At 64.0% G+C, this 24,563-nt stretch carries 25 protein-coding genes and 1 tRNA gene; 19 read left to right on the top strand and 7 right to left on the bottom strand.

All coding sequences use genetic code 11. The features are described 5' to 3' along the window. The first annotated feature begins 67 nt into the window (after positions 1 to 67). Entirely contained in the window at positions 68 to 2,242 is a 2,175-nt protein-coding gene (locus FHS50_RS05840; RefSeq protein ID WP_246332964.1) for a M3 family metallopeptidase, read from the top strand. A 9-nt stretch (positions 2,243 to 2,251) separates the two neighbouring features. Here FHS50_RS05840 and FHS50_RS05835 read toward each other — a convergent pair whose 3' ends face one another. Further along, a complete protein-coding gene (locus FHS50_RS05835; RefSeq protein ID WP_183933406.1) occupies positions 2,252 to 3,319 on the bottom strand; it encodes a phosphotransferase family protein in 1,068 nt (355 codons plus the stop codon). Positions 3,320 to 3,378: 59 nt separating this feature from the next. Between FHS50_RS05835 and FHS50_RS05830 the strand changes: the two genes are divergently transcribed. From FHS50_RS05830 to FHS50_RS05815, 4 genes are all read left to right on the top strand, one after another. Further along, positions 3,379 to 4,245, top strand: a complete 867-nt coding sequence (locus FHS50_RS05830) for a metallophosphoesterase family protein (RefSeq protein WP_183933405.1) — start codon at positions 3,379 to 3,381, stop codon at positions 4,243 to 4,245. Between the two features lie 76 nt (positions 4,246 to 4,321). After that, positions 4,322 to 5,170, top strand: coding sequence for a carboxylating nicotinate-nucleotide diphosphorylase (nadC, locus tag FHS50_RS05825; RefSeq protein ID WP_183933404.1), 849 nt, complete (start codon positions 4,322 to 4,324; stop codon positions 5,168 to 5,170). 45 nt (positions 5,171 to 5,215) lie between these two features. Beyond that, on the top strand, positions 5,216 to 6,622 hold the full coding sequence (locus FHS50_RS05820) for an NAD(P)H-dependent flavin oxidoreductase (RefSeq protein WP_183933403.1): 1,407 nt from the start codon (positions 5,216 to 5,218) through the stop codon (positions 6,620 to 6,622). Then, positions 6,619 to 7,098, top strand: coding sequence for an SH3 domain-containing protein (locus FHS50_RS05815; protein ID WP_183933402.1), 480 nt, complete (start codon positions 6,619 to 6,621; stop codon positions 7,096 to 7,098). Before FHS50_RS05820 ends, FHS50_RS05815 begins: the two co-directional genes overlap by 4 nt. A 54-nt stretch (positions 7,099 to 7,152) precedes the next feature. On the opposite strand, the gene FHS50_RS05810 is transcribed toward FHS50_RS05815, so the two are convergent. Further along, positions 7,153 to 7,575, bottom strand: coding sequence for a hypothetical protein (locus FHS50_RS05810; RefSeq protein ID WP_183933401.1), 423 nt, complete (start codon positions 7,573 to 7,575; stop codon positions 7,153 to 7,155). A gap of 68 nt (positions 7,576 to 7,643) precedes the next feature. Further along, the gene (locus FHS50_RS05805) at positions 7,644 to 8,402 is read right to left on the bottom strand and encodes a glutaredoxin family protein (RefSeq protein ID WP_246332962.1); all 759 of its coding nucleotides are present in this window, start codon (positions 8,400 to 8,402) and stop codon (positions 7,644 to 7,646) included. 76 nt (positions 8,403 to 8,478) lie between these two features. Here FHS50_RS05805 and FHS50_RS05800 point away from each other — a divergent pair, with 76 nt between their 5' ends. After that, positions 8,479 to 8,862, top strand: coding sequence for a MerR family transcriptional regulator (locus tag FHS50_RS05800; RefSeq protein ID WP_183933400.1), 384 nt, complete (start codon positions 8,479 to 8,481; stop codon positions 8,860 to 8,862). On the opposite strand, the gene FHS50_RS05795 is transcribed toward FHS50_RS05800, so the two are convergent. Further along, positions 8,859 to 10,037 carry a thiolase family protein gene (locus tag FHS50_RS05795; RefSeq protein ID WP_183933399.1) on the bottom strand — a complete coding sequence of 393 codons (1,179 nt, stop codon included), beginning with the start codon at positions 10,035 to 10,037 and terminating at the stop codon, positions 8,859 to 8,861. The two genes, FHS50_RS05800 and FHS50_RS05795, sit on opposite strands and share 4 nt — an antisense overlap. A gap of 162 nt (positions 10,038 to 10,199) precedes the next feature. Between FHS50_RS05795 and FHS50_RS05790 the strand changes: the two genes are divergently transcribed. After that, positions 10,200 to 11,351: an acyl-CoA dehydrogenase family protein gene (locus FHS50_RS05790; protein WP_183933917.1), complete on the top strand. Its 1,152-nt coding sequence runs from the start codon at positions 10,200 to 10,202 to the stop codon at positions 11,349 to 11,351. Here FHS50_RS05790 and FHS50_RS05785 read toward each other — a convergent pair. Beyond that, positions 11,348 to 11,962, bottom strand: coding sequence for a hypothetical protein (locus FHS50_RS05785; RefSeq protein ID WP_221184836.1), 615 nt, complete (start codon positions 11,960 to 11,962; stop codon positions 11,348 to 11,350). The two genes, FHS50_RS05790 and FHS50_RS05785, sit on opposite strands and share 4 nt — an antisense overlap. A 168-nt stretch (positions 11,963 to 12,130) precedes the next feature. On the opposite strand from FHS50_RS05785, the gene FHS50_RS05780 reads away from it, so the two are divergent. The 8 genes from FHS50_RS05780 (at position 12,131) to cysQ (ending at position 20,777) form a co-directional block, all read left to right on the top strand. Beyond that, positions 12,131 to 13,000 (top strand): c-type cytochrome, encoded by an 870-nt coding sequence (locus FHS50_RS05780; protein WP_183933398.1) that lies wholly within the window; start codon positions 12,131 to 12,133, stop codon positions 12,998 to 13,000. Positions 13,001 to 13,071: 71 nt separating this feature from the next. Beyond that, on the top strand, positions 13,072 to 13,887 hold the full coding sequence (locus tag FHS50_RS05775) for a c-type cytochrome (protein WP_183933397.1): 816 nt from the start codon (positions 13,072 to 13,074) through the stop codon (positions 13,885 to 13,887). A 38-nt stretch (positions 13,888 to 13,925) separates the two neighbouring features. Further along, entirely contained in the window at positions 13,926 to 15,530 is a 1,605-nt protein-coding gene (locus FHS50_RS05770; protein WP_183933396.1) for a carboxyl transferase domain-containing protein, read from the top strand. Between the two features lie 4 nt (positions 15,531 to 15,534). Next, positions 15,535 to 15,993: a hypothetical protein gene (locus tag FHS50_RS05765; protein WP_183933395.1), complete on the top strand. Its 459-nt coding sequence runs from the start codon at positions 15,535 to 15,537 to the stop codon at positions 15,991 to 15,993. A 33-nt stretch (positions 15,994 to 16,026) separates the two neighbouring features. Next, complete coding sequence (locus tag FHS50_RS05760; RefSeq protein WP_183933394.1) at positions 16,027 to 17,241, top strand: amidohydrolase family protein; 1,215 nt, start codon at positions 16,027 to 16,029, stop codon at positions 17,239 to 17,241. A gap of 32 nt (positions 17,242 to 17,273) precedes the next feature. Next, positions 17,274 to 19,133 (top strand): acetyl-CoA carboxylase biotin carboxylase subunit, encoded by a 1,860-nt coding sequence (locus FHS50_RS05755; protein WP_183933393.1) that lies wholly within the window; start codon positions 17,274 to 17,276, stop codon positions 19,131 to 19,133. Next, positions 19,130 to 19,909 (top strand): SDR family oxidoreductase, encoded by a 780-nt coding sequence (locus FHS50_RS05750; RefSeq protein ID WP_183933392.1) that lies wholly within the window; start codon positions 19,130 to 19,132, stop codon positions 19,907 to 19,909. The genes FHS50_RS05755 and FHS50_RS05750 overlap by 4 nt, the downstream gene beginning before the upstream one ends. 16 nt (positions 19,910 to 19,925) lie before the next feature. After that, positions 19,926 to 20,777 carry a 3'(2'),5'-bisphosphate nucleotidase CysQ gene (gene cysQ / locus FHS50_RS05745; RefSeq protein WP_221184835.1) on the top strand — a complete coding sequence of 284 codons (852 nt, stop codon included), beginning with the start codon at positions 19,926 to 19,928 and terminating at the stop codon, positions 20,775 to 20,777. A 6-nt stretch (positions 20,778 to 20,783) separates the two neighbouring features. Here cysQ and FHS50_RS05740 read toward each other — a convergent pair whose 3' ends face one another. Further along, positions 20,784 to 21,056 (bottom strand): hypothetical protein, encoded by a 273-nt coding sequence (locus tag FHS50_RS05740; protein WP_183933390.1) that lies wholly within the window; start codon positions 21,054 to 21,056, stop codon positions 20,784 to 20,786. Positions 21,057 to 21,217: 161 nt separating this feature from the next. Here FHS50_RS05740 and FHS50_RS05735 point away from each other — a divergent pair, with 161 nt between their 5' ends. From FHS50_RS05735 to FHS50_RS05725, 3 genes are all read left to right on the top strand, one after another. Then, positions 21,218 to 22,099 carry a MarR family transcriptional regulator gene (locus FHS50_RS05735; RefSeq protein WP_183933389.1) on the top strand — a complete coding sequence of 294 codons (882 nt, stop codon included), beginning with the start codon at positions 21,218 to 21,220 and terminating at the stop codon, positions 22,097 to 22,099. A gap of 98 nt (positions 22,100 to 22,197) precedes the next feature. Further along, a complete protein-coding gene (locus tag FHS50_RS05730) occupies positions 22,198 to 22,728 on the top strand; it encodes a DUF2165 domain-containing protein (RefSeq protein ID WP_183933388.1) in 531 nt (176 codons plus the stop codon). 37 nt (positions 22,729 to 22,765) lie between these two features. Next, positions 22,766 to 22,841: transfer RNA gene (locus FHS50_RS05725), tRNA-Val, on the top strand. Positions 22,842 to 22,862: 21 nt separating this feature from the next. Here FHS50_RS05725 and FHS50_RS05720 read toward each other — a convergent pair. Beyond that, positions 22,863 to 23,312, bottom strand: coding sequence for a MarR family winged helix-turn-helix transcriptional regulator (locus FHS50_RS05720; protein WP_183933387.1), 450 nt, complete (start codon positions 23,310 to 23,312; stop codon positions 22,863 to 22,865). Between the two features lie 105 nt (positions 23,313 to 23,417). Between FHS50_RS05720 and hppD the strand changes: the two genes are divergently transcribed. Beyond that, positions 23,418 to 24,521 (top strand): 4-hydroxyphenylpyruvate dioxygenase, encoded by a 1,104-nt coding sequence (hppD, locus tag FHS50_RS05715; protein ID WP_183933386.1) that lies wholly within the window; start codon positions 23,418 to 23,420, stop codon positions 24,519 to 24,521. Positions 24,522 to 24,563 lie beyond the last annotated feature (42 nt).

The raw sequence follows: 24,563 nt of genomic DNA, 5'->3' as shown, positions 1-24,563 counted from the left end.
CGATGCATGGAATATTCAGGCGGCTTTTCCTAAGCCTGCCGTCAAACTTTTGAATGCGGAGGAAATTTTGAAGAAACTTTTGCTTGCAACAGGCTCGATCCTGGGCCTCTCGGCTTGCGGCACGATCGGCGAAGACGCCGCGGTCATGTCGGCCGAAGCGATTGCCGTCGCCGCCGCTGACCGGATGGAAGCCGAGGCCGAGGCACAGAACCCCGTCCTCGCCGAATGGACCGGCCCCTATGGCGGCGTGCCCCAGTGGCAGGACTATGAAGTCTCGATGATCGACGACGCCTATCCGGTCGCGATCAATGCCTATCTCGCCGAAATCGAAGCGATCGCCAACAATCCGGCGGCGCCGACCTTCGCCAACACCATCGACGCGCTCGAACTGTCGGGCGAACTTCTCGACCGGGTGAATGCGATCAGCGGCCTCTACTCCAGCAACCTTTCCACCCCCGAGGTGCAGGAACTGGAAGCCAAGTGGAGCCCCCGCCTGTCGGCTGCCTATGACAAGGTCACGCTCAATCCCAAGCTGTTCGCGCGCATCAAGGAACTCTATGAGAAGCGCAATGCGCTCAACCTCAGCGCGCAGCAGGAACGGGTGCTCACGCGCCGCTATGAAAGCTATGTGCGCAACGGCGCGCTGCTCGACGCGGCAGGCAAGGAGCAGCTCTCGGCCTATAACCAGGAACTGGCAGGCCTCTTCTCCGAATTTTCCAAGCGTGTTCTCGCTGACGAAAGCACCTATACCGCAGTGCCCGAAGCGCGCATGGCCGGGGTTCCCGACGATGTGAAGAGCGCGGCGCGCACGCTCGCCCAAAGCGAAGGGCTGGGCGATGGCATGTATGCCATCAAGAACACCCGTTCGATGGTCGATCCGGTGCTTACCGGCGCGACCGACCGCAAGCTTCGCGAAGAAGTGTGGCGCGATTTCGTCAATCGCGGCGACAATGGCGATGGCAATGACACCAATGCGCTCATCGCCAAGATCGTGAAGCTGCGCGCCGAGCGCGCCGACCTTCTCGGCTACGAAAGCCACGCCCACTGGCGGATGCAGGACACCATGGCCAAGACCCCGTCGCGCGCCATGGACCTGATGATGCGCGTCTGGCCCGCAGCGGTCGCGCGCGTCGACGAGGAAGTCGAGGAAATGATGCCCTTCGCCAAGGCCGACGGCCTCAGCGAGATCAAGCCCTGGGACTATCTCTACTATCTCGAGAAGCTACGCGAAGCGAAATATGACCTCTCGGCCGACGAGCTGAAGCCCTATTTCGAGCTGAACAACATGGTCGAAGGCATGTTCTGGTCCGCCGAACAGCTTTACGACATCAAGCTCACGGAGAATACGGGAACGGTGCCGGTCTATCACCCGGACATCCGCACCTTCGATGTGTCCAATGCGAAGACGGGCGAGAACATCGGCCTCTTCTATTTCGACACCTTCGCTCGCGACGGCAAGCGCTCGGGCGCGTGGATGAACACCTTCCGCTTCTCGACCAAGCTCGAAGGCGACGAGCCGGGCCTGTTCACCAACAACAATAATTTCAACAAGCCCGCTCCCGGCGAACCGGTGCTCATCAGCCTGGATGACGCCAAGACGCTGTGGCACGAATTCGGCCATGCCATCCATTATATGCTGGTCGACGTGGACTATCCCTCGCTTGCGGGGCAGCAGCGCGACTTCGTCGAATATCCGAGCCAAGTGAATGAGAATTGGCTGCTCTCGGAGCCGATCCTCAAGCGTTTCGCCGTGCATTACCAGACCGGTGAGCCGATGCCGGCCGAACTGCTTCAGAAGATCGAGGCTTCCTCCACCTTCGGGCAGGGCTATGCGACGGTGCAATATCTCTCGTCGGCGCTGGTCGACATGGCGCTCCATACCGATCCCGACGGGGTCGAGGACATCGACGCCTTCGAACGGGAAACGCTCGCCTTGCTCGATATGCCCGAGGAAACGGTGATGCGGCACCGCCTGCCGCAGTTCAATCACCTCTTCTCCTCGGATGCCTATTCGGCGGGTTATTACAGCTATCTCTGGTCGGAAACGATGGACGCCGATACCTGGGCGGCCTTCGAAGCGGCAGGCGACGTCTATGATCGCAAGATCGCAGATGCCTTCCGCATCCATATCCTCTCGACCGGCAATGCGACCGACCGCGCCGAGGCCTATCGGGCCTTCCGCGGCCGCGATCCGGACGTGCGGGCGCTGCTCGAACGGCGGGGCTTCCCCACCGGCGAGTAAGCCTGTCTTCTAAAGAGTGGCTTTCTGGGCCTCGGACCATCCTAGCTCTGCCAGGGGTTCGAGGCCCTTTACCATCTGGGCCGCATGCGCGCTCGAGGCATTGCCTCGCGCAAGGCGGCCCTTGATGCCATGGAGAATGGCCGCCAGCCGGAAAAGGTTGAAGACGACCAGATAATCCTTGCCGGGCAAGCGCTCCCGCCCGGTGCGCTCGCAATAAAGCTCGACATATTCCTCTTCCGAAGGGATGCCGAGCTGCGCGAGGTCGAGACCCTTCAGCCCGGTGAAGATCCCCGCGGGCATGCGATACATCATCAGATGATAGGTGAAATCGGCAACGGGATCGCCCAGCGTCGACAATTCCCAGTCGAGCACCGCCAGCACCTCGGGGCGCTCATGATGGTAGATCATGTTGTCACAGCGAAAATCGCCATGGGTGATCCGCACCGGCTCGTCGCGCTCGGGCAGGTGATCGCGCAGCCACGCCACCAGCCGGTCCATCGCCTTGATCCGCCCGGCCTCCGCGTCACCTTCATATTGCGCTGACCAGCGCGCGACCTGCCGCGCGACATAATCCTTGCCCTTGCCATAATCGCCCAGTCCGGCTTTCTCGGGATCGATCGAATGGAGCCGCGCGATTACTCCGTTCATGGCGTCGAAATGCGCCCTGCGGGGGGCAGGGTCCATGTCGGGAAAGCTTGCTTCCCAAATGATCCGCCCATCGACCATGTCCATCATGAAGAAAGGCGTCCCGATCACGCTTTCGTCTTCGCAAAGGCCATGGACGCGCGGAACCGGAAAATCCTGCTCGCCCAGCGCCTTCATGACCCGATATTCGCGCTCGACCGCATGCGCGCCTGGAAGCAGCTTTCCCGGCGGCTTCCGGCGTAACACATAGGCACCGTGCGGCGTCTCGACGCGATAGGTGGGATTGGACTGGCCGCCCTTGAACTGGCGAACGGTGAGCGGCCCCGAAAAGCCCTCGACATTCGCTTCCATCCAGCGGGCCAGCCCCGCCTCGTCGAAGCGGAGCCGGTCCGAAACCGGACGGGTGCCGCTATTGGCCTCGGTGCGATCCATGCCCTCTGGTTAGACCAGCCACTGCCTGAACGATAGGCCGCTTGATGCGTTGACGGGACATGCGAACATTCATCCATCTTTCCGACGTCCATTTCGGGATTCACGAACAGCCGATCGTCGAAGCGGTCGAAGGCCTCATCGAGAAAACCGAGGCGGACATGGTGATCTGCGCGGGCGATCTCACCCAGTGGGCCGACCCCGAGGAGTTCGAGATGGCACGCTCCTGGATCGACAAGATCGAGGGCTGGGGCCACGAAGTCCTCGTCGTTCCCGGCAATCACGACGTTCCCTCGAGCGACCTCGTCCAGCGCTTCATCAAGCCGCATTCGCGCTGGGACAGATTCATGGGCGAGGACCGCAATCCCTGGCTCGAACGCGATGGCCTTGCGATCCTCGGGCTCAACACCGCGCGCGGGCTGGTGGTGAAGAATGGCAAGATTTCCGATGACCAGATCGCCCTGATGCGCGAACGTTTCGCGACGGCATCCGCCGACGCTTTACGCGTCCTCGTCTGCCATCATCCCCTGTGGAAGCTCCCGCGCGGCGACGAGCGCGGCGACGCCATTCAGAACCAGGCGGCAGCGGTGGCCGCGACCGACGATGCAGGCATCGACCTCATCCTCACCGGCCACAACCATACTTCGAGCGTCCATCGCACCCTCGACCTGCCGCGCGGCGACGGCAGCGCGCTTGCCATCCAGGCGGGTACGGCCTTTTCCACCCGCATCCGGACCGAGCCGCCCAGCTTCAACATCATCCACGCCAATCGCCTCGACTGCGCGATCCGCGTGATGGGCTGGGATGGCGACCATTATGTCGAGCGGCGCCAGCACCGCTATGTGCGCGAGCATGACGAAGCGCATTGGCAGCCTACCGAGGCCAGTGCGGCGAGCGTGATCGCCCAATTGGCGCAGGAAGCCGAATGATCGCTGCGCCCGCTTGTCACTACCGGTGTGGAAGCCCTAGGGACGGCCCGTGAATCATCGGGGAGAGCATATGGGCATGGCGCAATTCGACCTGGCCGACTTCGTCGATCGGGTCCTGGCCGAGGATCTGGGGTCGGGCGGCGACGTGACCTCGGCAAGCACCATCGACCGCGATGCGCGTTTCGAGGCGATCATGGATAGCCGTGAAGCCATCGTCGTCGCGGGCATCGACATCGCCATCGCCTTCTTCCGCAAGCTCGACCCCGAGGTGCGGATCGAGAAACTGGTCGAGGATGGCGACGCGGTTCCGGCGGGGCAGGACCTGATGCGGCTCGCGGGCAATGCCCGGGCAATGCTCGCCGCCGAACGATCAGCGCTCAACACCATGCAGCATATGTCGGGTATCGCCACCGTCACGCGCCAATATGTCGATGCGATCGCCGGGACGGGCGCGACGCTTCTCGATACGCGCAAGACGCTTCCCGGCATGCGCCTCCTCGACAAATATGCCTCGCGCATGGGCGGCGCTTCCAATCACCGGATGCGCATGGACGATGGCCTCCTCGTCAAGGACAACCATATCGCGGTGAACGGCGGCGACGTCGCCGTCACCGTCCGGCGCGCCAAGGCCGCCGACCATGGTCTCGAAGTCCAGGTCGAGGTGGACCGCATCGACCAGATCGAACCCGCGCTGAAGGCGGGCGCCGACCGGCTACTGCTCGACAATATGGGGCCCGAGACGCTGAAAGAGGCGGTTGCCCTGGTCGCGGGACGGGTGCCGCTCGAAGCCTCGGGCGGCGTGCGGCTCGACACGATCCGCGCCATCGCCGAAAGCGGCGTGGACTATATTTCGGTGGGGCGGATCACCCAGTCGGCTCCGGCCGTCGATATCGGTCTCGATTACGCGCTTCAGCAATTGCCGTAGGAAAGTCACGGCCTTATAGCGAGGCGAAGAATTCAGGAGAGTGTTTTGTTCAAGGGTCTCAAGCCCATCATGTACAATGGCCGCGAGGTGTGGCCACTGATCGAGGGCGGCAAGGGCGTCAGCGCCACCAATCATGCCAGTTCGGGTGCCTGGGCTGCCGCCGGTGGCATCGGCACGGTCAGCGCGGTCAATGCCGACAGCTATGATGCCGAAGGGCGCATCATTCCGCAGGTCTATGAGGAAATGACGCGCCGCGGTCGGCATGAGGAATTGCTCAAATATGCCATCGACGGCGCCACCGCGCAGGTCGAACGCGCCTATGACATCGCCTCGGGCCGCGGTGCGATCAACATCAACGTGCTGTGGGAAATGGGCGGCGCGCAGCGCGTGCTCCACGGCGTTCTCGAACGGTGCAAGGGGCTGATCGACGGCGTCACCTGCGGCGCGGGCATGCCCTACAAATTGTCCGAGATCGCACAGCAATATGGCGTGAAATATCTGCCGATCGTTTCCTCGGGCCGCGCTTTCCGTGCGCTGTGGAAACGCGCCTATTCCAAATTTTCCGAGGGTCTGGCCGGGGTGGTCTATGAAGATCCCTGGCTGGCGGGCGGCCATAACGGCCTGTCCAACGCCGAAGACCCCAAGAAGCCGCAGGATCCCTATCCGCGCGTCGCTGAACTGCGCAAGATGATGCGCGCCGAAGGCGTTTCCGAAGACGTGCCGATCATCATGGCAGGCGGCGTCTGGCGGCTCGACGAGTGGAACGACTGGATCGACAATGAGGAACTGGGCAGCATCGCCTTCCAGTTCGGTACCCGGCCGCTCCTCACGCAGGAAAGCCCCATTCCGCCCGAGTGGAAGGCCAAGCTGATGACGCTCGAGGAAGGCGACGTGCTGTTGCACAAATTCTCGCCGACGGGTTTCTATTCCTCGGCGGTTCGCAACAGCTTCCTGCGCAATCTGGAAGCGCGCTCGCAGCGCCAGATCGCCTTCACCAAGGAAGAGGTGGGCGACCACAAGTTCGCGCTCGACGTGGGCGTGGGCAACCGCAAGAACTTCTTCGTCACCAAGGGCGACCTCCAGCATGCCCGCGAATGGTATGGCGCGGGCTATACCGAGGCGATGAAGACCCCCGAGGACACGCTCGTTTTCGTCACGCCCGAGGAAATGAAGGAAATCCGCAAGGACCAGGCCGATTGCATGGGCTGCCTGTCGCAGTGCAGCTTCTCGAGCTGGGCCGACAATGAGAAGAATTCGACGGGTCGTCTCGCCGATCCGCGCTCCTTCTGCATCCAGAAGACGCTGCAGGACATCGCTCATGGCGGTCCGGTCGATCAGAACCTCATGTTCGCGGGCCACTCGGCCTTCCGCTTCAAGACCGATCCCTTCTATTCGAACGGGTTCGTGCCGACCGTGAAGCAGCTCGTGGACCGGATCCTGACCGGCGCATGATGCGCGCTCTTGCCCTTCTCGTCGCGGCGGTTCTGTCGCTCGCGCTTCCGGCTTCCGCGCAGGACCGGACGGTGCCCTATTGGGCCTCGATCTCGAGCGGCAAGGCCATGATGCGAACCGGTCCGGGCCGCACCTATCCCGGCGTCTGGATCTACCAGCGGCGCAACCTGCCGGTGCGGGTGCTCCAGCGTCACGACAATTGGCGCAAGATCGAAGGCCCCGAAGGCGCGGTCGGCTGGATGGCGGTGTCGCTGCTCGCGGACCGCCGAACCGGCATGGTGATCGGCGATGCGCCCGTGAACATCCGTCTCGATGCCGAGGCGGGCAGTCCCGTGCGCTACCGCGCCGAGCCGGGGGTGGTGGGCATTCTTGGCGAATGCGATGGTTCTTCCTGCCGGATCGAACTGGGCGACAAGGAAGGCTGGATCGCGCAAGACGCTCTGTGGGGCGTCGACAAGGGCGAACGTTTCGACTGAAAATGAAAAGGGCGGCCGTGAAAGGCCGCCCCCCTCATGTCATCGGTGCCGCGTTCAGGACGACGGCATCGACATTTCGCGATATTCGACGCGCTTGACGCTGATTTCCTCGCCCTTGTCGCTCGTCGTCACCATGCTCTCGCCGACCGCGACATCGCTGACGGTCCAGCAGACGGTGCCCTCCTCGGTCATCGCGCTGGTGAAGCAGGCCTTGTCGTCGACCATTTCATAGGTCCCGTGATCGGCATGTTCGCCATCGGCGGTCTCGGCGATGTAATTGCCGTCGTTGTCGATCGATTCGATATAGCTGACATCGTCACGCGTGAATTCCCAGGTCGTGCCTGCCAGCGACATCATCTCGGTCTCGGTCGTGGCCGCCGCTTCGTTGAGGACATTTTCCTCTTCGACCGTCACGTCGCTGCTCTCGGCACAGGCCGCCAATGTGGCCGCGCCGGCCAGGATGATCCACTTCTTCATGTCATGCTCCCCTGCTTCAGTGAAGCGGCGGCTCTAGCAGAAAATGGCTCTGTCGGGGAGTCGACGGTTCAGAAGAGCATCCGGGCCATCCACAGCGCCATGCCGACCATCATCAGATTTTCCGTCAGGCTGATGAAGCCGAGCGGTACGTTCGACGACCCGCCGACGCATGCGCATTTGAGCTCGCGCTTCTCGACATAGACCGCCTTGAAGACGCTGATTGCGCCAATCGTGCCGATGAACAATGCGATGGGCACCGACAGCCAGTTGAGAAGATGGCCGACCATCAGCAGCCCCGCGAACCCTTCGAGAAAGGGATAGAGCGTCGCATAGGGCACCCAGCGCTTGGCCAGCAGGTCGTAGTTGAGGAACATCGAGGAGAACTTCTCGACATCCTGCAACTTGAGGAGCGCCAGCACCACCATCGACAGCGAAATGAACCATTCGGCGGCACGGATGGTCAGGGGATTGCCATAGACGAAGGTCGAAAGCGACAGCGCCGCCAGCCCGGTCATCGCGAACAATGCAATCACCGGCCGATAGCTGGTCTTGCCCGCTTCGCGGACCTTGAGCCCCAGGTGGCGGCGCAAATCCTCATAACCCCCGATGCGCGCCCCGCCGATGAAGATCTGCGGCGTCGTCCGGACGCCATGTTCGGCCTTGAAGGCATCGGTTTGTTCGGCGGTGGTGAGGGGGTGATCCTCGACCTGGTACCCCTTGGATTTAAGAAGGTGCAGCGCCTTGAGGCCATAGGGGCAGACATGGCCGGGCTTGACCATCCGGTAGATGCGCGCGGTCCGTGCGCTGATGAGTTCATGGTGCGTCATGACAGTCGGGTCCCTTTCGAAAAAGACTTCAGGCTGTCCATCGCCATAACTCCGGTACCATGGTACGGAGTCAAGAATGGAAAATCACAGCATCGGTTCTCTTGCCCGCGCGGCAGGCATCGGGGTCGAGACCGTTCGCTTCTACCAGCGCAAGGGGCTTCTCGATGTTCCCCCGCGCGCAGGCTCGATCCGCCGCTATGGCGCCGACCATCTCGACCGGCTGCGCTTCATCCGCCGCGCCAAGGAAGCCGGCTTCACGCTGGGCCAGATCGGCGAACTGATCGCGCTCGACCGCAGCCGCGACCGTGCGCGCATCCTCGAACTGGCCAGCGAAAGGGTCGCCGCGCTCGATGCCGAGATCGCGCAAAAGATAAAGGCCCGCGATCGCCTCGCGGACCTTTCTTCCGAATGCGGCTCGGGCAGGGCCGGACCCTGCCCGATCATCGAGGCCTTTCTCTAGGCCATCTCGACCGCGATCGCGGTGGCTTCGCCGCCGCCGATGCACAGGCTCGCGACACCCTTCTTGAGGCCGCGCTTCTTCATGGCGTTGAGCAGGGTGACGAGAATGCGCGTACCGCTCGCACCGATCGGGTGGCCGAGCGCGGTGCCGCCGCCGTTCACGTTGATCTTCTCATGCGGAATGCCGAGGTCGCGCATCGCGAACATGGCGACGCAGGCAAAGGCCTCGTTGACTTCCCAAAGCTCGACTTCGTCCACGCCCCAGCCAGCCTTCTTGAGCACCTTCTCGATGGCACCGATCGGCGCGACGGTGAACTGGCTCGGCTCCTGCGCATGGGCCGCAGTGGCGACGATGGTCGCAACGGGCTCCTTGCCCGCGGCCTTGGCCGCTTCGCTCGAGGTCACGACCACGGCCGCCGCCCCGTCGGAAATCGAGGAGGAGGTCGCCGCGGTGATCGTGCCGTCCTTGGCAAAGGCGGGGCGCAGGGTGGGGATCTTGTCGGGCTTGCCGCGACCCGGCGCTTCGTCGGTATCGACCACCACATCGCCCTTGCGGGTGCTGATCGTCACCGGAACGACTTCGCCTTCGAAATCGCCTTCGGCGATCGCACGGTTGGCGCGGGCGAGGCTTTCGATCGAATAGGCGTCCATTTCCTCGCGGGTGAGCTGATATTCGTCGGCGGTGCACTGGGCGAAGCTGCCCATTGCCCGGCCTTCCTCGTAGGCATCCTCGAGCCCGTCGAGGAACATATGGTCATAAGCGGTATCATGGCCGAGCCGCGCGCCCGAGCGATGCTTCTTGAGGAGGTAGGGCGCGTTGGTCATCGATTCCATGCCGCCCGCGACGATGGTCGTGGCATTGCCGGCGCGGATCGCCTCGTCGGCCTGGATGACGGTCTGCATTCCCGAACCGCACACCTTGTTCACCGTGGTGGCCTGCACCGACTTGGGTAGTCCGGCCTTCAGCGCCGCCTGCCGAGCCGGTGCCTGTCCGAGGCCCGCGGGAAGCACGCAGCCCATGTAGATGCGGTCGATCTCATCGCCCTCGACCCCGGCCCGCTCGACCGCGGCCTTGACCGCCGTGGCACCAAGGTCGGTCGCACTGACATCGGCAAGGACGCCCTGCATCGAGCCCATCGGGGTGCGCGCATAGGAAAGGATGACGGTCTGGGTCATGGAATCGGGTCTCCGCTAAATCGTGTTGCAGTGCACATAGGCCCGAGGCCGCCGAGGTTCAATTGCCGGTCGGGCGGGCAGGGGTCTAGCCAACGTCTTGTCGCCGCGAGCCAAGCGGTGCTAGGCGGCGCAGCGAACAGGAGAATTTGCACCATGAACGACATGCCCGGCCTCGATTTCCAGCTTGGCGAAATGGCCGAAACCATTCGCGACACCACGCGCCGTTTCGCGATGGACAGGATCGAACCCATCGGCGCCGAAATCGACGAGAACGACCGTTTCCCGGTCGAGCTCTGGCCCCAACTGGGCGAACTGGGTCTCCACGGCATCACCGTCAGCGAGGAAGACGGCGGGCTGGGTCTCGGCTATCTCGAACATGTCATCGCACAGGAAGAAATCGCGCGGGCCTCGGCCTCGGTGGGACTTTCCTACGGCGCGCACACCAATCTGTGCATCAACCAGATCGCCAAATGGGCCAGCCCCGAGCAGAAGGCCAAATATCTGCCCAAGCTCATCTCGGGCGAACATGTCGGCAGCCTCGCGATGAGCGAAGCGGGTGCGGGCTCCGACGTCGTCGGCATGAAGCTCAAGGCCGAAAAGGTCGATGGCGGCTACCGCCTCAACGGCACGAAGTTCTGGATCACCAATGCCACCCATGCCGACACGCTGGTGGTCTATGCCAAGACCGGCGACGGCTCACGGGGCATCACCACCTTCCTCGTCGAAAAGGGCGATGAAGGCTTCTCGATCGGCCAGAAGATCGACAAGGTCGGCATGCGCGGCAGTCCGACCGCCGAACTGGTGTTCGACGACTGCTTCCTGCCTGAAGATCGAGTGATGGGCCCGCTCAACGGCGGCGTCGCGGTGCTCATGAGCGGCCTCGACTATGAGCGCACGGTGCTCTCGGGCATCCAGCTCGGCATCATGCAAGCCTGCCTCGATGTTGTGCTTCCCTATGTCCGGGAGCGCAAGCAGTTCGGCCAGCCGATCGGCAGCTTCCAGCTTATCCAGGCCAAGATCGCCGACATGTATGTCGCGCTCAATTCGGCGCGCGCCTATGTCTATACGGTCGCCCGGAATTGCGACGCGGGCAAGACCACGCGCTTCGACGCGGCGGGCGCGATCCTTCTCGCGTCCGAAAGCGCCTTCAAGGTCGCGGGCGAAGCGGTGCAGGCTTTGGGCGGCGCTGGCTACACCAAGGATTGGCCCGTCGAACGCTATATGCGCGACGCCAAGCTGCTCGACATCGGTGCGGGGACCAACGAGATCCGCCGCATGTTGATCGGGCGCGAACTGGTCGGCGCGGGCAACTAGTCGCCCGCGGCCACTTCCTCGGCCTGCTGCAAGTCGCACCGCACCGCCGGATTGAAGGGCGCGAAGACCCCGTTGGGATTTTCGCGATAGATCCAGACATGGCGGTCGTAATGCGGCTCGAACATGTGCGCTTCGTCGATCTCGGTCTCGGGATCGTCCGCCATCGCGTCCCACGCAACGCCGTGGAATGACGGCGGGCCGTCATGTCCCAGCGCATGCCAGGCTTCCTGGAAGACGAGATTTTCCACCGCCACCAGTTCGAGGCTCCCGTCCGCCTGAGGTTCGTAGATCAGGATCGACGGGTTCAGGAAATCGGTGTGGGTGCCGTTGCCGTTGACCCGCGGATTGGGCGGTTCGGAAATGCCGAGGAGGTCGGGCCGGAAATAATGGATGCCCATCGCGCCGAGCGCGGGGTCGCGGCCCATGTGCACGGCGGTCTCGCACATGTTCATCGGATCCGGAACATAGCCCTCGGCCAGCGCGACATTGATATCCTTGAACCGTTCGGTCGCTGCCTTCACCGCTTCCAGGCTGGGTTCGCCGGGATCGGCCAGGGCAGGGGAGACGCAGGACAGGGCGCCGAGGGCGCCGATCAACACCATCTTGTGCATGATCAGATGCTCCCTTCTTCGACAATCGAAGAGGGAATGGAATTAAACATGGATCAGCTTTCTTGGCAATGCCCGGGCGGTGCACGGCGCATCGTGCCCGAAGCGAATCCGATGGCGAGCGGGATTAACCTGTGTTATTTTCCGCGCTTCCGATGAAGGAGCAGCGCGATGCGGCATTTTCTTTGTCTGCTGGCCTCCACCAGCCTGTTTGCCTGTTCGGCCGAAAACGACATTGGCGCGGGCGGCGGCGATGCCTCGCTTCGCGAAGCGGCGCTCAAGTTCGACGGTGCCGATGCCACTGGCGAAGCGGCACGGATCGCTCATGGCGAAAGATTGGCATCGGTGCTCGGCTGCAAGGGATGTCACCGGCCCAATCTGCAAGGCGGCAACATGGGCGAATTCGAGGCCGAACTCGACGGCATCTACGCCTCCAACCTCACCACCGAATTGCCCAAGATGGACGACCGCGCGTTACGCCGCCTGCTGGTCAAGGGCATCCACCCGATGCGCGGGGAAATGTGGCTCATGCCCTCGGGGGTCATCAGCCGCGTGAGCGACCCCGATCTCGATGCGCTCATCGCCTATTTGCGCACGCTCGAGGAAGCGGGCAAGCCGACGCCGCCCACGCGCCTCACCGACATCACGCGCGAAATGGTGGAAACCGGCGAACTGTCACGCAGCAGCGCGCAAGTGCGCCAGTTCGCCGAGGCGCAGATGCCCGACCTCGGGTCCGAGCATCGCTGGGGCCGCTACCTCACATCCACTACCTGCGCCGAATGTCACGGCCCCTCGCTCGAAGGGACCGGCGACTTCGCGCCCGACCTCGCGATCGCGGCGGCCTATTCGGACGATGAATTGCGCAAGCTCCTCACCGAAGGGGTAGGCAAGGATGGCCGCGACCTCGGGCTGATGAGCTTCGTCGGGGTCGAGCATTTCTCGCACCTTACCGAGCGCGAACGCGATGCGATCATCGCCTATGTGAAGGCCCGCGCCGCTCGCGCCGGCGAACCGCCGCGCACCGCCACCGCGCCGCAATAAGGCTTGATCCCCGTCAATGCCCGTAGGGCTGCGCCAAGGCTAGGGTCGCGGGCACGAAGGGGAGGTGGAAAATGAAGAATGGGATCGCCATCATCGTCGCGGTCGGCCTGGCCGCCGCCGGATGCAACTATGCACTCGAGGACCGCGCCATCCCCTTGGCGCAGGCCAGTTTCGACGGAGCGTCGGGCAATCCGGTCCGCCACGGCGAACGGCTCGGCACCGTGCTCGGCTGCAACAGCTGCCATGGCGCCGATTATCAGGGCGGCTCCTATTCGGACGATCCCGACGGCGGGTTCATCTTCGCCTCCAACCTCACGCGCCGGGTTTCGGCACTCGGCGACCGCGAACTCGAAGCCTTGCTCCGTGAAGGTGTCCATCCGCGCCGCGACGCGCTCTGGTACATGCCCGCTCGCACCCTTCAACGGCTGTCCGACCGCGACATGAAGGCGCTCATTGCCTTCCTGCGCACGCTCCGCCCGGCAGGTCGCGACTGGCCCTTGCCCGCCGACGGCCCGGCGACCGAAGCGCTGCTCGGCTATGGCATTCTCGACAAGGGGCCGGCGCAGGTGAAACGCTATGCCGAGCATATGCCTCCCGACCGGGGCGCCGCGCTTGCCAAGGGCCGTTACATCGCCGCGGTGACCTGCGCCGAATGCCATGGCGCGGCTCTGGGCGGCGGGACAGCGGCGCCTCCCATCGACCGCATCGCTGAGAAGGGGCGCGAGCAACTGGCGATGGTCCTGCGCACCGGCACCCGTCCCGATGGCAGCGCGCATGGCGTGATGCGCTATGTCGCGGCGCGCAACCTCTCCGCGCTCACCGAGCGTGAAAATGAGGCGCTGCTCGACTATCTGATGACGCTCGGCGACGCGCGGGTCAGCGAATAGCTTGGAAAGCCCTTGCCGAGCCGCTAGTCAGCTTGGCCATGAGTGCACCGACGCTGGACAGCAAGATCGATCTTTCCGCGCCCGACGCCGTCGCGCGGGCCAAACATAACCGTGAACTCGCCGAGCGGCTGCGCGCCGATGTCGCCGAGGCCGCCAAGGGCGGTCCCGAACGGCATCGCGAACGCCATGTCTCGCGCGGCAAGCTCCTCCCGAGGGAGCGCGTCGAACGGCTCCTCGACCCGGGCTCGCCTTTCCTCGAGATCGGTCAGCTCGCGGCCTGCGACATGTATGGCGGCGAAGTGCCGGGCGCGGGGATGATTGCGGGCATCGGCCGCGTGTCGGGACGGCAGGCGATGATCGTCTGCAACGATGCCACCGTGAAGGGCGGCACCTATTATCCGATGACGGTGAAGAAGCATCTGCGCGCGCAGGAAATCGCGATGCAGAACCGCTTGCCCTGCATCTATCTCGTCGATTCCGGCGGTGCGAACCTGCCGCACCAGGCCGAGGTCTTTCCCGACCGCGACCATTTCGGGCGGATCTTCTACAACCAGGCCAATCTTTCGGCGCAGGGCATCGCCCAGGTCGCCTGCGTGATGGGCAGCTGCACCGCGGGCGGCGCCTATGTGCCGGCGATGAGCGATGAAAGCGTCATCGTGAAGGAACAGGGCACCATCTTCCTCGCGGGCCCGCCGCTCGTGAAGGCCGCGACTGGCGAGGAAATTTCGGCCGAGGATCTCGGCGGCGGCGCGCTCCACGCGAAGAAATCGGGCGTGGTCGACCATCTTGCCGAGAATGACGAACATGCGCTGACCATCGTTCGCGACATCCTCTCGACCGTGCCCCAGGGCGCGAAGAACGACGATCTCAACTATCGCGAACCGCGCCCGCCCAAATATGACCCCGAGGAACTCTATTCGATCATCCCCGAGGACGTGCGCGCGCCCTATGACGTGCATGAGGTGATCGCCCGGCTGGTCGACGGCAGCGAGTTCAACGAGTTCAAGGCTCTTTACGGCCCCTCACTGGTCTGCGGCTTTGCCCATATCCACGGGTTGCCGGTCGCGATCCTCGCCAACAATGGCGTGCTTTTCTCCGAAAGCGCGCGCAAGGGCGCGCACTTCATCGAGCTGGCGGCGCACCGCAAGATCCCGCTGCTTTTCCTCCAAAACATCTCGGGCTTCATGGTCGGCGGCAAATATGAAGCCGAAGGCATCGCCAAGCATGGCGCCAAGCTGGTCACGGCGGTGGCGACCGCGCAGGTGCCCAAGATCACCGTCCTCATCGGCGGCAGCTTCGGCGCGGGCAATTATGGCATGGCGGGACGCGCCTACAGCCCCAATTTCCTCTTCACCTGGCCTAACAGCCGCATCTCGGTGATGGGCGGCGAACAGGCCGCCTCGGTGCTCGCCACGGTCCATCGCGACGCCGACAAGTGGACGCCCGAGGAGGCCGAGGAATTCAAGAACCCCATCCGCCAGAAATATGAGGATGAAGGCAATCCCTGGCACGCCACCGCGCGGCTCTGGGACGATGGCATCATCGACCCGGCGCAGACCCGCGACGTGCTCGGCCTCGCCTTTGCCGCCTGCCTCAACGCGCCCGTTCCCGACCAGCCGAAGTTCGGCATTTTCAGGATGTAGCAAAATGATCGCCAGCCTCTTGATCGCATCGATGCCACCCCCCGCCGAGGGGGCCTATCCCTACGCCATCCTCGATACGGCGAAGGTCGTCATCGAAGCGGTCGCGACGGGCGATGCCGTCACCGCCTCGGCGCTCATGGAGGAAGATGCGCAGCTCATCGTCGTCGACGAGCGGGAAGCGGGGCAGCCGCGCGTACGCATCCGCACGATGACCGCGCTGCTCGACCATCTCGAACCCGCGCCCGACCATCATGAACCGCTCGGCATGCCCAAGGTGCTGCAGGACGGCGGGCTGGCGCAGGTCTGGGTGCCCTATGCCTTCTACGTCGGGGGCGAGCGCCGCCATTGCGGTACCAACAATCTCACGCTCGTCCAGCGCGGCATGACCTGGAAGGTCGCGACCATCAGCATGACCATGGTCCCGCCCGACCGCTGCGCCGATATCGCCAGGGAGGAGCGCTGATCCTCAGCCCGCAACCGATAGGAGACGAAAGCCATGTTGACGACCGCATTGATCGCGCTGACCGCCGCCACGCAGGCCCAACCGTCCCGATGCGAACTCGTCCTCGAAGGGGCCAATGTCTTCACCGGTTCAGGCTTTGTAAAGCGCGATCTCGCCCTGTCCGGCGGGCGCTTCGTCGCCGACGTCCCCCAGGATGCCGAGCGGATCGACGCCGCACGCTGGACCCTCCTCCCGCCGATCGCCGATGTGCATACCCACATGATCGACCAGCCGCGCCCCGGCGGCGCACGCGGCCATTCGGACTATCTCGACCAGGGCATCTATTATGTCCTCAACCCCAACAATATCCGTTTCGACGACGCTCTTCCCGCCAGTGCCGCAACCGTTGACGGCAGCTATACGGGCGGCGGACTGACCGGCCCCGGCGGCCACCCGCGTCCCCTGTATGAAAACCTGGTCGATTGGGGCGTCTACCGGATGAAAAAGGAAGATCTCGCCGGAAAGGCCTATCATGAGGTCGCCAGCGATGCCGATGCCAGGGCCGCGGTCGCCGAGGTCAAGCGGCAGGGCGCAAGCCATATCAAGCTCTACCTCACTCACCATGACCAGCCCGACAGCGACGGTCTGACCCCCGACAATTTCCGCTCGGCGGTGCGTCATGCCAAGGCAGCGGGTCTTCACCCCATCGTCCATGTCAACAGCCGCGCGGACTTCCGCCTCGCGGTTGAGGAAGATGTCTTCGCGCTCGTCCATATGCCCGGCGCCTGGCCGCGCGGCGAAGCCGAGGAACGGCTGATGCTCACGCCCGAGGATGCGCGCATCGCGGCGGACAATGGCGTGTTCGTCATCCCCACGCTGGCGGTCGGCTTTAACGCGCTGTTCGGCGAGGATCTGGAAGCCGCGAGGGACATCTGGCGGCATAATCTGAAGCTGATGAAGGACGCTGGTGTGCGTTTCGGCGCGGGCGCGGATCGCGGCGGTGCCACCGCGCTATCCGAACTGGCGGTGCTTCACTCCACCGGCCTTTTCTCGGGCGAGGAACTGGTCGAAATCGCCACCACCAACGGGATCGAGATTGCGCTGCCCGACCGCGAGGTCGGTCGGCTCGGACCCGGGCAGGAAGCGAGCTTCATCGTGATGGGCTTCAACCCCGCCGAAAGCTGGTACAGTTGGTCGAACCCGCTCGGCGGAATGCGCGGCGGAGTGACCGTTCGCGGCGACATCTTCCCCGAAAGCTGCGCCCCCTAGACCGCGGGCGCTGCGCCCGATAAGCGAGGCCCATGTTTGAAAAGCTCCTGATTGCCAATCGCGGCGAGATCGCCTGCCGGGTCATGCGCACCGCGCACGCCATGGGGATCGCCACGGTCGCTGTCTATTCGGAAGCCGATGCCAAGGCGCTCCATGTCCGCATGGCCGACGAAGCGGTCTGCATCGGCCCCGCGCCCAGCGCGCAAAGCTATCTCAAGGGCGACAGGATCATCGCGGCGGCGAAGGAAGCGGGCGCAGAAGCCATCCATCCCGGCTATGGCTTTCTCTCGGAAAATGCCGATTTCGCGCAGGCGGTCATCGACGCAGGGCTGATCTGGGTCGGCCCGAAGCCCGAAAGCATCCGCGCCATGGGCCTCAAGGATGCTGCGAAAAAACTCATGGCCGACGCCGGCGTCCCGGTGACGCCGGGCTATATGGGCGAGGACCAGTCCCCCGACCATCTGGCAAAGCAAGCCGACAAGATCGGCTACCCCGTCCTCATCAAGGCGGTCGCGGGCGGCGGCGGCAAGGGGATGCGCAAGGTCGACGATCCCAAGGCCTTCAAGGACGCGCTCGCCAGCGTGAAGCGCGAAGCCACCAGCAGCTTCGGCAATGATGTCGTCATTCTGGAAAAATGGATCGAAAGCCCGCGCCATATCGAGGTGCAACTGTTCGGCGACAGTCATGGCAATGTCGTCCACCTGTTCGAACGCGACTGCTCGCTCCAGCGCCGCCACCAGAAAGTGATCGAGGAAGCGCCCGCGCCCGGCATGGACGAGGAAACGCGTCAGGCCGTCTGCGCCGCGGCGGTCCGCGCGGGCCAGGCCGTCGACTATGAAGGCGCGGGAACGGTCGAATTCATCGCCGATGCCTCCGAAGGGCTGCGCGCCGACCGCATCTGGTTCATGGAAATGAACACCCGCCTGCAGGTCGAACATCCCGTCACCGAGGAAATCACCGGCGTCGATCTTGTCGAATGGCAGCTGCGCGCTGCCGCGGGCGAGAAGGTTCCGCTCGCACAGGAGGAACTGTCGATCAACGGTCATGCCATCGAGGCGCGGCTCTATGCCGAGGATCCCTCGACGGGTTTCCTTCCCTCGACCGGGCGGCTCGACCATTTCGACCTGGGCGAAATGGGCCGGATCGAAACCGGGGTCGAGGAAGGCGATGAAGTCAGCCCCCATTACGACCCCATGATCGCCAAGCTCATCCATCATGGCGAAACGCGGAGCGATGCCATCGAGGGCCTCGCGACCATCCTCGACAATCTCGAGGTCTGGCCGGTGCGCACCAACGCGGCGTTTCTCTCGCGCGCGGTGACTCATCCTCAATTCGTCGAGGCCGACCTCGACACCAGCTTCATCGCCGATCATGAGGATGACCTCATTCCGGGCAGCGCGCCGGACCATCTCGTCTGGAAAGCCGCCGCGATGATCGCGCTCGCCGAGGAAGAGCCTTCGCCGCTCGCGGGTTTCCGGCTCAATCGCGACGCCGCTTCGCGGGTGGCGCTGACGCACCGGGGCGACACGCGAAATATCACCTTGCGCGAAGGCGACCATTTCGCCGCGGCCTCGGGATTTCGCGATGACGCGCGGGTCGTGGTCTTCTACGAAGGCGAAGCGACCGAATTCGCATTGGGCATCCGGGGATCGGGCGCTGCGGCGGCGGGTGACGGCGCGATCGTCGCACCGATGCCGGGCAAGGTCACCAGCGTCGACGTCGCCGAAGGCGACAAGGTCGAGAAGGGGCAGCGCTTGCTGACCCTCGAAGCGATGAAGATGGAACATGGGTTGACCGCGCCGTTCGACGGCGTCGTCAGCGAATTGAGCGCCAGCGAAGGACAACAGGTCCAGGTCGATGCGCTGCTCGCAAAAGTGGAGAAACAGGCATGAATGTCGAAGGTGTCGCAGCAGTCGTAACGGGAGGCGCGTCGGGCCTCGGTGAAGCCACCGCCCGCAAATTGGCCGCGAAGGGAGCGAAGGTCGCGATCTTCGATCGCAACGCCGACGCCGGACAGAAAGTCGCCGACGATATCGGCGGCACTTTCTGCGAAGTCGATGTGACCAGCGACGACAGCGTGAAGGCGGGCTTCGAAAAGGCCCGCGCCGCCAACGGACAGGAACGCATCCTCGTCAATTGCGCGGGCGTCGCCAATGCTGCCAAGACGGTCGGCACCAACAAGGAGACCGGCGAACGGCTGCTCTACCCGATGGTGCAGTTCGAACTGGCGATCAACATCAATCTCATCGGCTCCTTCCGCTGTATCGCCCATTCGGCGCAGGGCATGGTGGGTCTCGAACCGATGGAAGACGGTGAACGCGGCTGCATCATCAATACTGCCAGCGTCGCGGCCGAGGACGGCCAGATCGGCCAGGCTGCCTATTCGGCTTCGAAGGGCGGCGTACTGGCGATGGCGCTGCCGATCGCGCGCGACCTGATGAATGACGGGGTGCGCGTGAACACCATCCTGCCAGGCGTGTTCAAGACCCCGATGGTCGCGATGATGCCCGAAAAGGTGCAGGACGCCCTGGGCGCGCAGGTGCCTTTCCCCAAGCGCCTCGGCAAGGCCGAGGAATATGCCGATCTCGCCGCCTTCATCTGCGAAACCCCTTATCTCAATGCGGAATCGATCCGGCTCGACGGTGGCATCCGCATGGCCCCGCGCTAGGGCGCGGCCGCAAAGGGTGGCGGAGCCCCGCATCCACATCGCCAGCGCCGTGCTGGCCGAACAGTTGGGCGAAGCGGCGCGTGAAGCGGGCGCCGCCATTCTCGAGGTGGTCCGCAAGGGCTTCACCGCGCAAAAGAAGATCGACGCCTCGCCCGTCACCGATGCCGACCATGCCGCCGAGGCGGTGGTGCTGGCGGCGCTCGCCCGCCACGCGCCTGGCGTGCCGGTGGTCGCCGAGGAGCAGTTCGCCAAGGGCATCGTCCCCGATCATGGCAGCAGCTTCTTCCTCGTCGATCCGCTCGACGGCACCAAGAGCTTCATCAAGGGCGGCGACGATTATACGGTGAACATCGGCCTCATCGAGGACGGCATTCCCAGCCTCGGCGCGATCTACGCGCCCGCTACCGATCGGCTGTGGATCGCGCATCATGGCGGAAAGGCGATCTGCGAGGACGAGGCGGGCCGCCGCACCGTCCATGTGCGGGAGCGCGCTTCGCCGATGGTCGCGCTCGCCAGCAAGAACCATTTCACCCAAGGCGCCGCCGACTATCTCGAACGCGCCTTCCCGGGCGAAGCGATCGAACAGCGCGCAGTGGGCTCCAGCTTGAAGTTCGGCATCCTCGCCAGCGGCGACGCCGATATCTACCCCCGCCTCGGGCCGACCTCGGAATGGGATACCGCCGCGGGTCATGCCATCCTCATCGCCGCGGGCGGCCGGTGCGACGGCCCCGATGGCCAGCCGCTCCGATATGGCAAGAAATCCTATTTCAACCCCGGTTTCTGCGCGACCTCGGGTTGGGAAGCCCCGCCTATTGCATCCTATATGGAGCCTTTTGGCGGCGGAGGCGATCTGCCGCAGGGGGTCTGAGCGGCTTCAGTCCAGATTGCCGCGCCAGGTCGCCAATTCGACATAGATGCGCGCATCGTCAGCCAATGGCCGCGCGGTCGGCCGGGCGCGGCGGATTTCCTCGACCCTTTCCCGGGCTCTCGCAATCCGCTGGCGGGTTTCGGCCACTTCCTCGGAAGAAGGATGTTCGCGGGCCAGCTGGTCGGAAAGAATCTGGCATTGCTCGAGCGCAGTCTCCAGCTCGGCCAGCCAGCGCGCGCGCCGCTCGGCGCCGCAGATCATGGGGTCAAGAATGTTCATCGTCGCCCTGCTAGGGGGACGCGGTATCCGCTCCCTTGCTAATTCATCCATATCGGACTCACCCACTGGGCAAGCCGATCCGATTTGCCTAGGGTTCGCTCGCTCGGTTCACATAGGGGCCCCGAATTGCTTGGCGTCCCTCACCAATATGGAACAGGTCCATGAACCAGCTTTCCTATGCCACGGGCACGCGCCGTCCGATCCAGATGATTGCCGACGACGACCGGCAAAGCCGCGAGGTCGCCCGTTTCATCCGCGAGGCCGGTCATCCTCTTGGCCCGGTCTATCGTTTCGACGATGTCGATGCCGCCATGCTGTCGGGGCCGGTGTGGATCGAGATCACGCGCGAGGATCCCGACCGGCTGGAACGCTTCGTCACCGCTTTCAACAGGGCTGACACCGCTCGCCCCGCGACCATCGTCGCACCCAAACCGCTTCTCGACCTTCTTGCCGCGCGCATCGATTCCCCCGATGTCGAACTGGCGATCGCCCCTGAAAGGGAGGAAAGGCTGGTCGCACTGGCCCTGATGGCCGCACGCGAGAACAGCTCGGTTCATGACGTGGGCCGCCAAGGCGAAGGCGAACGGCTGCGCCAGCTTTCGGAAGAGGTCGCCCGCATCGCCGCCACGCTCTCGCGCATGACCGAGCCTCCCTCGCCGCGCAGCGGCCTCTCGGCGCCCGCGCCCGGCGGTAACGTGCCCGATGTTCGAGCCGAACAGGTCCGCGCCGCGATCCGCGCGCGCCGCCTGCGCGAAGAGTTTTTCGACAAGGATCTGTTCGCCGATCCGGCCTGGGACATGCTGCTCGACCTGCTCGCCGCGGAAATCGCGCAGCACCGCGTACCCGTATCCTCGCTGTGCATCGCCGCATCGGTGCCCGCGACCACCGCGCTCCGCTGGATGAAGGCGATGACCGACAAGGGCATCTTCGTGCGCCGTGCCGATCCTCATGACGGTCGCCGCATCTTCATCGAACTCAGCCCTGAGGCCAGCGCGTCGATGCGCCGCTATTTCGCTGCCCTGGACGGTCAGCTCGCGGCCTGATCTTTGCCAAAGCGTTTGCATTGCCTTCAATGCGATTGCGTAACGACTTTGTGAATCGCGCGAATTGCATTATCCTGCCGGCCGATGGGGGAGGGGACATGCGCATTCGCCTGATGAAGATGCTGCTTGTCATCGCGGCTGGCCTGCAGGCCCTGTTCTACGGGCTACAGAATATCGTCAATCTCGACGAGGCCTATGGCTATGTCGCGGCGGTCTTCGCGATGGAAGGCCATGAAGCCTATCCCGACAGCCTCATCGCCCCGATCACCAGCCCCACGATCGTCTGGATCGCGCTCGGCACGATCATCTTCCTCGAAATCGCTGCCGGCCTCCTCGCGCTCATCGGCGCAGTGCGCATGGGCATGTCGCACCATGGCACGGTGAGCGCGTTCAACGCCTCGAAACGCCCGGCGATCATCGGTTTGGGGCTGATGCTGTTCATCTGGCTGGGCCTCTTCCTCGCCATTGGCGGGGCGCTGTTCCAGATGTGGCAGACCCCGCTGGGGCAGGCCTCGATGGACGGCGCCTTCATCTACGCGGTGACCAGCGGGCTGGTCCTCGCCATCGTCACCCAGCCCGAACCGCCCCATGCCGACCGCATACCGCACGAGCGGCAATTGCCCCATTGAACTCGCTGGACGAACCTGCCAAATGGCAGCCGCCGGAGGGCGGTTAGCTCAGTTGGTAGAGCATCTCGTTTACACCGAGAGGGTCGGCGGTTCGAGCCCGTCACCGCCCACCATTTTCCCCGATAATCTGCGGCTCAACGCAATGTGCGGAGCATTTCGTCCAGGCCCTTCTCGATGGCGCCATAGCCCTCCTCGGGCAGCGCCTCGCGCACTTGGCGATCGACCAGCAGGATCTTCGACGCCACCGCTTCATAGGCGCTGCCTCCCGCATCGGTGAGGTAGAGATGCGCCAGCCGCCCGTCGGCGTCGGAGGCCTCGCGCCGCAGCAGCCCCCGATCGATCAGGGTGCGCACCGACCGGCTGACCACGCCCTTGTCCATCGGCGTGATCGCGACCACTTCATTGGCGGTCCGCCCCGGCCGGTCGGCGACCGCCGCCATGACCCGCCATTCGGACAGGGTCAGATCGCCTTCCTCGCGCGCGATCGAGGTAATGCGGCGCGATAGCCGGTCGGCAAGGAGGATGAGTTTGTAGGGCAGGAAGCCATCCAGCCGGATCACCTCGCCGCTCGAATTGACTCCCATGGGCCGTCCCTCTATAAAGTTGTCAAAACAACTTGTTGTAATTTGCAACAAGGTGACAGGCCGGACGCCTCAGGGCAAGTCCCCTCGACAATTCAGGAGAAAGACATGGCAGATCTGTTCGACAATCCCATCGGGCTCAATGGCTTCGAATTCGTGGAATTCACCGCTCCGGAAAAGGGACTGCTCGAACCGGTCTTCAAGGCCATGGGCTTCACCCACATCGCCGACCATCGCTCCAAGGACGTGCAGCTCTGGCGGCAGGGCGGCATCAACCTTCTCGCCAATTACGAACCGGGCAGCGCGGCCTCCTTCTTCGCGCAGGAACATGGCCCGGGTGCCTGCGCCATGGCATTTCGCGTCCATGACGCGGCGGCTGCCTATGCCGGACTCATTGAACGCGGCGCGCAGCCCGTCGAAAGCGAAGTGGGCCCGATGGAGCTCTACATCCCGGCGATCAAGGGCATTGGCGGGGCGCATATCTATCTGGTCGATCGCTACCGCGACGAGGAACGCGACGGCCTTACCATCTACGATGTGGATTTCGACTATCTCGAAGGGGTCGATCGTAACCCCGTCGGCGCGGGCTTCCTGCGCATCGATCACCTCACCCACAATGTCTATAATGGCCGTATGGCCTTTTGGGCCGACTATTACGAACGGCTCTTCAACTTCCAGGAAATCCGCTATTTCGACATCAAGGGCGAATATACCGGCCTGACCTCGAAGGCGCTCACCGCGCCCGACGGCAAGATCCGCATCCCGCTCAACGAGGAAGGCGAAGGGGGCAAGGGTCAGATCGAGGAATATCTGCGCGAATTCAATGGCGAGGGGATCCAGCATATCGCGCTCATATGCGACGATCTCGTGTCCTGCTGGGACCGCCTCAAGGAATTTGGCGTGCCCTTCATGACCGCCCCGCCCGAAACCTATTACGAGATGCTCGACGAACGGCTTCCCGGCCATGGCGAGGATGTCGAGGCGCTCAAGACGCGCGGCATCCTGCTCGACGGCACCATCGAGAATGGCCAGCCCCGCCTGCTTCTGCAAATCTTTGCCGAAGCGCAGGTGGGCCCGGTCTTCTTCGAATTCATCCAGCGCAAGGGCGACGAAGGCTTCGGCGAAGGCAATTTCAAGGCGCTGTTCGAATCGATGGAACGCGACCAGATCAAGCGCGGCGCGCTCAAGGTCGAGGAAGACCAGCCCGCCTGAGGCGACGGCATCACCGGCGCCGCGGCACTTCTCGCGGCGCCG

The organism is Sphingomicrobium lutaoense (assembly GCF_014195685.1).
GTDB lineage: Bacteria > Pseudomonadota > Alphaproteobacteria > Sphingomonadales > Sphingomonadaceae > Sphingomicrobium > Sphingomicrobium lutaoense.
The sequence above is the reverse complement of the archived record's forward strand: the minus strand, read 5'-3'. Positions and strand labels throughout refer to the sequence as shown.